The organism is Verrucomicrobiota bacterium, from assembly GCA_019247695.1.
Lineage (GTDB): Bacteria > Verrucomicrobiota > Verrucomicrobiia > Chthoniobacterales > JAFAMB01 > JAFBAP01.
In genome coordinates this window covers 24347-36551 of the sequence record JAFBAP010000084.1, presented here as the reverse complement: position 1 = coordinate 36551, position 12205 = coordinate 24347, and the positions used below count along the sequence as shown (strand labels likewise).

Annotated in this window: 10 protein-coding genes; all 10 read left to right on the top strand. The window is 60.9% G+C overall.

Going from position 1 to position 12205, the window contains the following annotated elements; translation table 11 throughout:
* Positions 1 to 83: 83 nt before the first annotated feature.
* The 10 genes from JO015_08935 (at position 84) to ispG (ending at position 12134) form a co-directional block, all read left to right on the top strand.
* A complete protein-coding gene (locus JO015_08935; protein MBV9999224.1) occupies positions 84 to 1373 on the top strand; it encodes a glucose-1-phosphate adenylyltransferase in 1290 nt (429 codons plus the stop codon).
* Between the two features lie 11 nt (positions 1374 to 1384).
* Positions 1385 to 1876 carry a tetratricopeptide repeat protein gene (locus tag JO015_08930; protein ID MBV9999223.1) on the top strand — a complete coding sequence of 164 codons (492 nt, stop codon included), beginning with the start codon at positions 1385 to 1387 and terminating at the stop codon, positions 1874 to 1876.
* A 320-nt stretch (positions 1877 to 2196) separates the two neighbouring features.
* Positions 2197 to 2712: a dihydrofolate reductase gene (locus JO015_08925; GenBank protein ID MBV9999222.1), complete on the top strand. Its 516-nt coding sequence runs from the start codon at positions 2197 to 2199 to the stop codon at positions 2710 to 2712.
* A 413-nt stretch (positions 2713 to 3125) separates the two neighbouring features.
* Positions 3126 to 3989: an S-methyl-5'-thioadenosine phosphorylase gene (gene mtnP / locus JO015_08920; GenBank protein ID MBV9999221.1), complete on the top strand. Its 864-nt coding sequence runs from the start codon at positions 3126 to 3128 to the stop codon at positions 3987 to 3989.
* A 39-nt stretch (positions 3990 to 4028) separates the two neighbouring features.
* A complete protein-coding gene (locus JO015_08915; protein MBV9999220.1) occupies positions 4029 to 4886 on the top strand; it encodes a polysaccharide deacetylase family protein in 858 nt (285 codons plus the stop codon).
* Between the two features lie 32 nt (positions 4887 to 4918).
* Positions 4919 to 6646 carry a dynamin family protein gene (locus JO015_08910; GenBank protein ID MBV9999219.1) on the top strand — a complete coding sequence of 576 codons (1728 nt, stop codon included), beginning with the start codon at positions 4919 to 4921 and terminating at the stop codon, positions 6644 to 6646.
* Complete coding sequence (locus tag JO015_08905) at positions 6643 to 7506, top strand: phosphatidate cytidylyltransferase (GenBank protein ID MBV9999218.1); 864 nt, start codon at positions 6643 to 6645, stop codon at positions 7504 to 7506. Before JO015_08910 ends, JO015_08905 begins: the two co-directional genes overlap by 4 nt.
* A complete protein-coding gene (locus JO015_08900) occupies positions 7503 to 8660 on the top strand; it encodes a 1-deoxy-D-xylulose-5-phosphate reductoisomerase (protein ID MBV9999217.1) in 1158 nt (385 codons plus the stop codon). The genes JO015_08905 and JO015_08900 overlap by 4 nt, the downstream gene beginning before the upstream one ends.
* A gap of 12 nt (positions 8661 to 8672) precedes the next feature.
* A complete protein-coding gene (gene rseP / locus JO015_08895) occupies positions 8673 to 10322 on the top strand; it encodes an RIP metalloprotease RseP (GenBank protein MBV9999216.1) in 1650 nt (549 codons plus the stop codon).
* 3 nt (positions 10323 to 10325) lie between these two features.
* On the top strand, positions 10326 to 12134 hold the full coding sequence (ispG, locus tag JO015_08890) for a (E)-4-hydroxy-3-methylbut-2-enyl-diphosphate synthase (GenBank protein ID MBV9999215.1): 1809 nt from the start codon (positions 10326 to 10328) through the stop codon (positions 12132 to 12134).
* Positions 12135 to 12205 lie beyond the last annotated feature (71 nt).

Genomic DNA, 12205 nt, shown 5'->3' with positions numbered 1-12205 from the left:
TCGTGACAAAGATTTCCGCGGCTTGCAAGATGACGGGCAACGAACCGACATCACTTGTACGGACCTGGTTCACTTGTCTGAATATGGACGTGTCATCCCTACAAAATTGCACCCTGGCCGTCGTCATGGGCGGTGGCGCCGGCAGCCGGTTGTTCCCCCTGACCAAGGATCGCTCCAAACCCGCCGTGCCGCTCGCCGGCAAGTACCGCCTCGTCGACATTCCGATCAGCAACTGCCTCAACTCGGGCCTTCGGCAAGTTTATGTACTGACCCAGTTCAACAGCACCTCTTTGCACCGCCACATTCACGCGAGCTACAAATTCGACAATTTCACCAAGAGTTTCGTCGAGATTCTGGCGGCGCAACAAACGCCGGAAGGGGCCCGCTGGTACCAAGGAACGGCGGATGCCGTGCGGCAGAACCTTCGCTACTTTTTGGAAGGGCCGTACGACTACTATCTGATCCTGAGCGGCGACCAACTCTATCGAATGGATTACCGGGACCTGTTGCGGCGCCACGTCGAATCGGGCGCCGACCTCACCCTGGGCACCACGCCGGTCGATCGGGCGGCGGCATCCGGCTTCGGCATCATGCACAGCGACAAGGATCGCCGCATTTTCCGGTTTGAGGAAAAGCCGAAAGACCCTGCCTTGCTGTCCGAATTGATGATCCCGGCCGAACTGCTGCAGGACCTCGGGCTGTCGAAAAAGGCCGAGCTTTACCAGGGATCAATGGGCATCTACGTCTTCAATCGGCAGGTTCTGATCGATTCGCTCAACAATGACTATGACGATTTCGGCAAGCACATCATTCCGGCGTCACTGCAGAAACGCAAGGTTTTCGCCTACATCTTCCAGGGGTACTGGGAGGATATCGGGACGATCCGGGCGTTTTTCGAAGCCAACCTGGCGCTGACGGACACGCTGCCGCCGTATAACTTCTTTGACCGGCTTGCGCCGATTTATACCCACCCGCGATTTCTGCCGGCCAGCAAGATCAACGCGGCCACCGTCCGGCGCGCGATCATTTCAGACGGCTGCATCATTTCCGACGCGCATATCGAGCGCGCCGTGATCGGCGTGCGCAGCGTCATCGACAGCGGCGCAACCATTCGGAACTCGGTACTCATGGGGGCCGATTTTTATGAGGATGAAGCGACCACCGGAAGGTCGGCAGGCGATCCCCCGCTGGGTGTTGGTCGCAACTCGGTAATCGATCGGGCCATTATCGACAAGAACGCCCGTATCGGCCAGGGGGTGGTGATCACGCCGGATGGTAAGGCGCCCAACGTGGACGGGCAGAACTTTTTCATCCGTGACGGGGTGGTGGTGGTGCCTAAGAACGCGGTAATTCCCGACGGAAGTTGGATCTGACCTTTGCAATCATGCTGGACGAAGTTCAGCAACGCCATTTACTCGCCGCCTCGGGCTACACTGAACTGGGCCTGTTTCAGGAAGCCGTCGACGAAATGGAGGCCATTGCGAAGGACGCCCAACAAACGGTGCCGGTCCTGGCTGGCTGGACGGATCTGTATCAAACCTGGCAGAAATGGGAGGAGGCCAGGACGGTCGCCGAACGTTTGACGGAAATCGATCCTGAAGAACCCAACTGGGTGATTGCCCTGGCCTACGCCACCCGTCGCAGCCTTGGTCTCGTGCAGGCGCAACGCATCCTTGCGGAGGGTCTTGACCATTTCCCGAATTTTGCCCTGATCCAGTACAATTTAGCCTGTTACGCCGCGCAGTTGGGCAACCTGGCTGAGGCGGCGACGCTGGCGCGTCGCGCCCTCGAACTCGATCCGAAGCTGACCGCGCTGGCGGAAACCGACCCGGACCTGGCGCCGCTTCGGGCAGCAACGCAGGAACCGGATAACTAGCGCCTAAACGGCCGGGGCGACCCGTCCATTCGGACGGTTCCGTCGTATCGGGGGAACGGATCGGGGGTGCGCTTTGCCGCTCAGGCCGCCCTGAGCGGCGTGCTACGGCCGGGGGACGCGCAGGCAAATCAAAGATGCGGGCCGACGGATGGCGCCCTGATTTCAGCCGCGGGAAACCAGGCGCGCGGTCAGCTGTGCAGGGTGAAACAAGTATTTTCTCGCCCTGCAGCGCACTTTCAATACGTAATATAGCATTCACAAAGGGAATGGCACGCGTGGCGGGAGCGGTCCGTTCCTTAGAACGTTACGCCCGCGTACTTATGCCACGTAAAGTCACCCTCCTTACTGCCACGAGCGTCGACGGGTTTATCGCCAGAGTGGACGGCAAACTTGACTGGGTGATTACCGAGGCCGATGCCGGCTACCAGGAATTCTACGCGCAGGTTGACGCGCTGTTCGTCGGCCGGGGGGCTTTGGAACGGATCCTCTCGATTGGGCCGTGGCCTTACCTGGGCAAGCCGACGTACGTGTTCAGCCGTCGTAACGGTGCGTGCTGTCCCAAGGGAGCAACCCTGATCCGTCGCGACCCGAAACGGTTCGTGGCGCAGCACAAAGAATTGCCGGGCGGCGATCTCTGGATCCTTGGCGGCTGCGGGCTGAACAGCGCACTGTTGCAAGCGGGCCTGATCGACCATCTGGTACTCATGGTTTATCCGGCTTTTTTCGGGACCGGAATTCCCTTGTTCGATACGCGACAGGGCCGGCGTCTGAACCTGACGAGCTCAGTCACGCTGCCGTCGGGCGTGTTGAATCTGCGCTACGACGTGGCCAAATGAGTTCCGCCACACGGCGGGCACAGCGTAAAAGACTCACACGGCGCCACGGCGGAACACGGCGAACACGGCGGGAAGAGAGGGAAAGAGTTTGGAGTTCGGAGTTCGGGGTTCGGAGCTCGGAGGCGTCGTAGAACCAGGTCCGATCTCCCGCGAGGGTCACGTTGCCGCTCCGAACTCCGAACGCCGAACGCCGAACGCCGAACGCCGAGCTCTTTCCCCTTCTTTCCGCCGTGTTCGCCGTGGCCCGCCGTGTTCGCCGTGTGAACTCAGTCGTTGTGCCCGCCAAACCCGCTGCGGCCGCCGTGTGACCGTGTGCCCTTAATCTGTGTCAATCTGTGTAATCTGTGGATGTTTTCTCTCCGTTCTGTGGACTTCTTGCGTTTCGCCGGAACGTGCGGAGAGTGCTCGGCGGCATGGCAGACAACGCAATCGGCATCATCGGCGGCAGTGGGCTTTACCAGATGACGGGCCTTGAAGGCACCGAATCCGTGACCGTCCAGACCCCTTTCGGCCCTCCGTCGGACGAATTGACGGCGGGTACGTTCCACGGGCGGCGGGTCTATTTCCTTCCCCGGCACGGCCGCGGCCACCGGATCCTGCCCACCGAACTCAACCATCGGGCCAACGTCTTCGCCCTGCGTTCTCTCGGGGTCCGCTGGATCATCAGCATCGGGGCGGTCGGCAGCCTGCAGGAGAATCATCGTCCCAGGCACATCGTTCTGCCCGACCAGTTTTTTGACCGGACCAGCCGGCGTTCGGACCATACCTTTTTCGGCGACGGCATCGTCGCCCACATCGCCTTTGCTGATCCGGTCAGCACCGGTCTTCGGACCATCATCGCCGAGGAAGCGGCCGCCCTGGGGTACACCGTGCATAACGGCGGGACGTACGTCAACATGGACGGCCCGGCGTTCTCAACCCGGGCAGAGTCCGAATTTCACCGTCGCATGGGATTCGCCGTGATCGGGATGACCAACGTCGCAGAGGCCAAACTGGCGCGCGAAGCGGAAATCGCGCTTGCCTCGATGAGTTTCGTCACCGATTTCGATTGTTGGAAAGTCGACGATGAACCGGTCACGGCGCAGACGGTGATCGATCACCTGCAGGCCAACGCGGAAGCGGCTCGCCGGATTCTGCCCAAGGTAATCGCCAGAATTCCCGAGGAACCGGCCTGGCCGGAACACCGGGCCTTGGATACGGCATTAATCACCCCGCGGAAACTTTGGCCTGACGCCGCGGTTAAAAAATTAGAGGTTATCCTGAATCGATTTATCTAAGTCCAAGTAAGCTCAATCGCTTTTTGCCCTACTGAAGAAATGCTTATCCGATCTGTTCTCGCCTTGTCCCTACTCCTTCCCTGGGTGGCATCCGCCCAGGAAACTCCCGTCGCGCATCCGGCGGCCAAGCCGGCCACCTACAGCTCCTGCCACGTCGACGGCCAGTACATCGCCATGACGTTTGATGACGGGCCGAGCGCTGAAAATACCCCGCGGCTCCTCGACATGTTGAAGGAACGGGGCATCAAGGCGACCTTTTTCCTCATCGGCCAAAACGCCGCCGAACACCCCGAAATTGTGAAGCGAATCCTCGCGGAAGGTCACGAGATCGGCAACCATTCCTGGACGCACCCGCAGCTCTCAAAGCTGAGCGACGACCGGGTGACCGACGAGATCGTCAAGACGCAGAATGCAATTCAGGAAGCCGGCGGCTACACTCCCACGCTGCTGCGGCCACCTTACGGGGCGGTCACCCAGCGCCAGCGGGAATGGATCGAGAGCCATTTCGGGTTAAACGTGATCCTCTGGTCGGTTGACCCGTTCGATTGGAAACGGCCGGGTGCATCGGTCATCGAACAACGCATCCTGAGCGGCGCGGAACCGGGCGCGATCGTGCTGTCGCACGACATTCATAAGCAAACGGTCGACGCCATGCCCGCCACGCTGGATGCTCTGATCAAAAAGGGCTATAAATTTGTGACCGTAAGCCAGCTCATCGCCATGAACCACCCGAAGCCGGCCTCCTCGCCGGCAAAGGTAGCGGCGATGGCCGCAACCTCAGCGCCCCTCACCGCTCCGGCGACCGGCCAGACCGATCCGGCCACGGCCAAGCCCTCATCGGCTCAGACGCCTTCCCCCGCCCCCGAGAGGCCGGGCGAACCGGGCCAGGACCATTAATCAATACGGCAGGCACGAGCGACTGAACCCGGATGATTGGCGAGCGATACCTGGAACAGCGATCCGCACTGACGGCGGTGCTTGGTTCGTTGATCGCGCTTGCCCAACGGACGGATGCGCCTCCCGAGATCACGCAGCACCTGCGTGATCTCCTCTCCAGCCTCACCGAACCCCTCACCCTGGTCGTGGTCGGCGAGGTCAAAGCCGGCAAATCGTCTTTGCTCAACGCCTTATTCGGCCAGGAGTTCTGCAAGGCTGACGTCCTTCCCGCCACCGACAAGGTCTACGTGTTCAAATACGGGGAACCCGCGCGGGATATACCGGTCTCAGAGCACCTGACCGAACGTTATCTGCCGGTCAGGTTTCTGCGGGATTTTCAGGTCGTCGACACCCCGGGCACCAATACCATCGTGGCTCACCACCAGGCCATCACCGAAAACTTCATCCCGGTAGCCGACCTGATCCTGTTTGTCTTCTCGATCACCAACCCCTGGGCTGCCTCCGCGTGGGACATGTTGCGGTTGATCGGCCAGCAATGGCGCAAAAACCTGGTCTTCATCCTGCAACAGGCCGATCTGCGGGAGCCGGGCGAGGTGGCCGCCATCATTCGTTACCTCGAGCAGACAACCCTGCAGATCCTGGGGTCGAGCCGGCCCGTTTTCGCGGTGTCAGCCAAAAAAGCGCTAGAAGCCAAGCTGGCCGGCCGGCCGCTCGACGAGGATCCCCGGTGGACGGAGAGCCGGTTCGGTGCCCTGGAATCCTGGATCACGCAAACGGTGCAGGAAAGCGAAGCGCGCGGCGGGAAGATCCGATCCATCGTGCAAACCGCGCAGGTGCTGCTCGACTCGCTCCGGAAGCGGCTCCAGGCATCCCTGGAGATGTTGCGCTCGGACCAGGAGAAACTTGCGCGGATTCGAGGCGGCCTGGAGGCGCGCAAGGGGCAAACGCTGCGGCAACTTGGCGGATTTGTTCGAGAGATCGAGATCGCCTACGACGAATGCCGCGGACGGGGCGAAACGCTGCTCGAAGAGCGGTTGAGCGTGGGACATACCTTGAAGATGTTGATCGGGGCCGGCGGCACCGAGAAAGAATTCCAGGACGAGGTCCAAAGAGAAGTCAAAACCAAGGTCCAGGACCAGATCGAACACGCCGTAGCGTTGCTTGAGTCGGACCTGCGCTCCATCTGGCAGGACCTGCAGGAACGGGTCCGCACCCAGTTTGAAGCCGACCCGAACCTGGCGAGGCGAACCGTCATGCCCGGTTTTCTGTCCCAGCGGCAGAACCTGTTGCAACGGCTCGAACTGACGCTCCTGGAACAAACCTCAGACGCAAAGATCAAACAACAACTGCAAAGCCTGTTCGGGGAGACCACCCGTTGGCTGCGCATCCCGACCGGCGTGGCCGCTGCAGGCGGGGTCTTTACGATTATCGCCGCCCTGACTCATACCGCGATTCTCGACGTTACCGGTACCCTGGCCGGGGTAGCCGCCCTCACCGGAACTTTGTACGCGGTCATGCGCCGTCGCAAAACCCTGCGCGAATACCGGCGCCAGATGGACGAAAAACGGGTGCAGCTGACCGCGGCCGTCGAACAACAACTCCGCCAGGCCGTCGATTTTTATTATCAGGAAGTTAGCCAGATCTTTGCTCCACTCGAGAGCTTCTGCACCGCTGAAGCACAACGGCATCTACCCATCCGGCAGCAACTGGATGAAATCGAAAGGCAATTGTTGGCGCTTCGCCCCACTGAGGGTAAATGAGCCGTTTCCTCCCTAGATTGGCGAGCGCGATGGCGATGTGGGTAATCGCGCTGTTTGTGATCTTCTCGGGAAACGAGATCGTTTTCATCCTTCTCATCGGCACGCTCGGGTTTGCCGGTTTGTGGGAATATTTTTCCATGATCCGCCAGGCCGGCCTCTGCTGCTTCAAACGGTTCGGTCTGCTTTGCGGCGCGGCATCTTTCATCGGCAGTTTCCTGTTTTTCCACGCCCGAGGAACGGAGGCCGCCTACGATTTCGAAATTGCCACGCTCCTGGTGTTCGTGATCGGCGTGTTCGCCCGGCAGATATTCCGTCCGGTGATCGGCCGCGCGCCGCTCGAAGCCATGGCTTACACGCTTTTCGGCTTGCTCTACGTGGCTTGGCTTTTCAATTTCCTGACCAAAATCGTCTACGTCGTGCCGCGCGGTCCCGACGGCGTGCCGCGCGGCCAGTTCTACGTTTTGTACCTCGTCGTGGTCACGAAATTCAGCGACATGGGCGCTTACCTCGTGGGCAGCCGGATCGGCCGGCACCCGATGGTGCCGCACATCAGTCCGGCCAAAACCTGGGAGGGTTTCGTCGGCTCGTTTGTGTTCTCGATCCTCGGCAGTTACATGCTCATTTGGCTGCTGCCGGCAAAGCTCAGCTATCTGAACTTGCTGCACGGCACCATTCTAGGTTTCCTTATCGGAATCACCGCGGTCGTGGGTGATCTCAGCGAATCGATGATCAAGCGGAGTACCGGCGTCAAAGATTCCGGCAGCCTGCTGCCGGGGATCGGCGGAATGCTTGACCTGATTGACAGCCTGCTCTTTACAGCACCATTGATGTTTTTTTATCTCAAGCTCCTTGTCACATGAGAAAGCGCCGAGTCATCCTCCTGGGAGCCACCGGCTCAATCGGAACCAGCGCGGTCAAAGTGGCCGACAGTATCCCGGACCGGATGGAGATCGTGGGACTGGCTGCCCACCGTAATGTGACCAGGCTGGCCGAGCAGGCCAACCGGCTGCGGCCCCCGGCAGTGTGCGCCGTGGATGGCGAAGCCGCCAGGCAACTGAAAGCGCTCCTGGCGTACTCTCCCGAGATTCACACCGGCGAACACGGCCTGGTCGAACTGGCAACCCGCCCGGAAGCAGACCTGGTCCTGGTGGCCATCGTGGGAACCGCCGGCCTGCGTCCCGCCCTGGCGGCGCTGCGCGCGGGCAAGGACCTTGCGGTGGCCAGCAAGGAAATCCTGGTCATGGCCGGCGCCATCGTTATGGAAGAAGCCGCCCGGCTCGGCCGCGTCGTCCTGCCGGTCGACAGCGAGCACAACGCAATTTTCCAGTGCCTGGAAAACCGGCCGAGCGAGCAGATTCAAAACATCATCCTGACTGCCTCAGGCGGCCCTTTCCGGTGCTGGCCGGCCGAAGACCTTGCCCGGGTCACTCCCGCCGACGCCCTGAAGCACCCCACCTGGTCGATGGGGCCGAAGATCACCGTCGATTCAGCCACGCTGTTCAATAAAGGGCTCGAAATGATTGAGGCGCGCTGGCTCTTCAATGTGCCCATGGAGCGGGTCCAGGTCGTGGTGCACCCCCAAAGTATCGTTCATTCCCTCGTGGAATTTGCCGATAACTCGGTTTTGGCCCAATTGAGCCATTCCGACATGTGCTTTCCCATCCAATACGCGGTTACGTGGCCGGATCGTGTACCCAACAACCTGAAACCGCTACGGCTTTCAGAGTTGCGCCGCCTGGAATTCGAAGAGCCCCGCTACGACGTCTTCCCGGCCTTGAACCTGGCCCGGACGGCCGGTGAACAGGGCGGCACCCTGCCGGCCGTACTCAACGCCGCCAACGAAGTGGCGGTGGAAACCTTTTTACAAGGCCGGATTCCTTTTCCCGCCATCTGGCGGCTGGTTGCCGAAACCATGGAACAGGCGCCCCAGTTGGCGTCGCCAACCTTGGATGATATACTTGAGGCCGATGCCCAGGCACGCCGGCACGCACAAAACTTGCTCACCTATCTCTAATACGTCATCGTCATGGTAGAAAATATTTTTCGTGTGGCCTTGATCCTTCTTGAGGTCATCCTGATTTTCAACCTTCTGATCATCGTCCACGAACTCGGACATTTCCTGGCGGCGCGCTGGCGCGGACTCCACGTCGAGAAATTCGGGATCTGGTTCGGACGTCCGCTCATCAAAGGTACTTTCCGCGGCGTAGAATTCAGTCTGGGATGGATTCCGGCCGGCGGGTTTGTGCTGCTGCCGCAAATGGCGCCGATGGATGCCGTTGAAGGCAAGTCAGGCACGGCCCGCGCCGACCTGCCCCCGATCTCGCCTCTTGATAAGATCATCGTGGCGTTCGCCGGTCCGCTCTTCAGTTTCCTGCTCGCGCTTGCTTTTGCGACGGTGGTGTGGGTCGTCGGTCGCCCGACGGCTGAAGCCGAGGCCACGACGGTCGTGGGTTACGTCGCTCCCGATCAGCCTGCCGCCAAGGCCGGGTTCAAATCGGGCGATAAGATCCTGGAAGTGGACGGTCACCCCGTTACCCGGTTCTCCGGGATGGTGAACAGCGTTACGTGGTACATCGTCCGCAGCGAGGGTGAAACGATCCCCTTCAAGATTGAGCGTGACGGCAAGATTCTGACCTTGGAATCGGGCTACACCAGGCCGGAGACAAAAGGGTGGGAACGAAAATCGTTGCGGCAGGTCGGGTTACAACCGGCCATCACGCCCGTTGTGGCCAAGGTGACCGAAGGTTCCGCGGCCGCCCGGGCCGGTTTGGAGCCGAACGATGAGGTGACGGAAGTTGACGGTGTCCGGCTTTATTACCCGCAGCAGATTTTTGAATGGGCTCAGAAAAACCCGGGCAAACCGCTGGATCTCAGCGTAATCAGGGCCGGTCGAACCTTGCACCTTTCGATGGAGCCGAGCCGGCCTGTCATCGCTTCGGTAATCAAGAACAGCCCGGCGGACGTGGCGGGAATCAAGCCCGGTGACCGCGTGCTCGGCCTTAACGACCGCCCGATTTATGATCCCTCCGAGGTGGTCCGTTTCATCGAGGAAAACCCGAACCGCTCCTTTTCTCTCGTGGTCGTCAGCGGCCAGGAAGCGCCGCGCACGGTCCGGTTGCTGCCGGCCGCTCCGGACGGGCGCACCAAACCGATCATCGGCGTTGAGTTCAGCGCCGAATCGACGGGCGGCGTCGCCTGGGATGCCGGCGGTCGCATGACCGTGGCCCACATCTCGCCCATCGAGCAGATCTCGGCGGCGGTTCAGACGCTGAGCAACACCATCGGCGCCCTCATGTCGCCTCAGTCCGACATCAAACTCCAGCACATGAGCGGTCCGGTGATGATCATGCGGACTTATTACCTGCTCTTTCAGAGCGACGTCGGCTGGCAGCTGGCGCTCTGGTTCAGCGTCGTGTTCAACATCAACCTGGCCATCATCAACCTCCTCCCGATCCCGGTGCTCGACGGCGGCCATATCCTGCTTTCACTCGTCGAAGCCGTTCGGCGGCGGCCGATCAACCTGCGGGTGCTGGAAACGCTGCAGGGCGCCTGCGCCATCCTGCTGATCGGCTTCATGCTTTACATCTCGTTCTATGATGTCCAGGACCTGCCCTGGAATAGTAACCAGAAGCCGAAATTCAGCGCGCCCGCCAAACCGGCGCCGGCTCACGATTAACAAATGAGCAACCTTTCCTACTGTCCGGACCCGTACGTCTACCGGCGCCGCCTTACCCGCGAGGTAAAGGTGGGCAAGGCCGGCGTGGGGGGTTTTTGTCCGATTCGGGTCCAATCGATGATCACGTGCGACACGATGGATACCGCGGCGGCGATCCGGCAAACCTTGGACCTGGTAAATGCCGGCTGCGAGATCGTCCGGATCACCGCCCCAACGGTGAAGGATGCCAGGAACCTGCAGTTAATCAAAGCAGGGTTGTTGGAACGCGGCTGCGACGTCCCTTTGGTGGCCGACATCCATTTTAAGCCGGAGGCCGCATTGGAGGCGGCCCGATGGGTGGACAAAGTGCGGATCAATCCCGGCAATTACGCCGATTCCAAAAAATTCGCCGTCAAAGAGTATTCCGACGAACAGTACGCGGCGGAGCTCGAACGAATCCGGGAGCGCTTTACCCCCCTGGTGAAACTCTGCCGGGAACGGGGCATCAGCATGCGCATCGGGACCAACCACGGCTCCCTCAGCGACCGCATCATGAACCGGTACGGCGATACGCCGCTCGGCATGGTCGAGAGCGCACTCGAGTTCGCCCGCATCGCGCGTGACCTCGGCTTCCACGATCTTATTTTCTCAATGAAAGCCAGCAACCCGAAGGTGATGATTTCCGCTTACCGGTTGCTGGCGGCGCGCCTGTATGAAGCGGGTCCGGATTGGAATTATCCCCTGCACCTCGGAGTGACGGAGGCCGGCGACGGCGAAGACGGCCGGATCAAGAGCGCCATCGGCATCGGTTCTTTGCTTGCTGATGGTCTGGGTGACACGATCCGGGTTTCGTTGACCGAAGACAGCGTACATGAGATCCCGGTCGCGCAGGCCCTCGTCGCCAAATACAATCGGAACCCTCAGGCGCAGCGGACGGACGCGGACGCCGTCAAGGCTCCGCCGGCTCCCCTGCCCTACGACCCGTTCACGTATGCACGCCGGGCGAGTCAGACCGTTGAAACGGCCGGCGGAGTTCCGGCCGGCGGCCGCGAAACGATCCGGGTCGCCGTGCGCCGGAAGACGTTCGATCAGATCGCTCACAAGCTCGACCGAATGGGCGATTTTCAGCCGGAGATCGTGGTCGAACGTAATGAAATTGTTGCCATCGATCCGCGCGAGGCGGCCGAAGTGGAGGCGGTTAACCGCCGGTCTGACACCGTGTTCGTGACGGTGCGCGATGGCCTGGACCTTTCGATGATCACCGCGTTCCGCCTGCTTGCCCTGGAGGTAAACGCGCGCCATCCGATCCTGTTGAAGGATACTTTACAACCTCCAACCGACCCTCACCGGCCTTTCGTCACCACCTTGCTGGAGGCGGCCACCAACCTGGGATCACTCATTTGTGACGGCATCGGCGACGCCGTGCTGATCCAGGGAGAAGAGGCGCCCGGCCAATCGCTGCGTCTGGCCTACAACATTCTCCAGGCAGCCGGTTCCCGTGTCTTCAAGACCGATTACGTGGCTTGCCCCTCCTGCGGGCGGACCCTATTCAACCTTCAAACGACGACTGCCCGGATCAAGGCGGCCACGAACCACCTGAAGGGCGTAAAAATCGCCATCATGGGCTGCATCGTTAACGGCCCAGGCGAAATGGCCGACGCCGATTTTGGCTACGTCGGAGGTGCCCCCGGCAAGGTGAACCTGTACGTCGGCAAACAAGCCGTGAAGTTCAACATCCCCGAGGGTGAAGCCGTCGGCCGCCTGGTTGACCTGATTCGTGAGCACGGGCGTTGGGTCGACGCCCCGGCGGAACTCGTCACGAGTAACGAGTAACCCGTCACGGGCGCGGGCGCGATGCCGGCTCGATTGCCAGGGGGGAACTCGCTTCGGGACCGGCTTGGTCC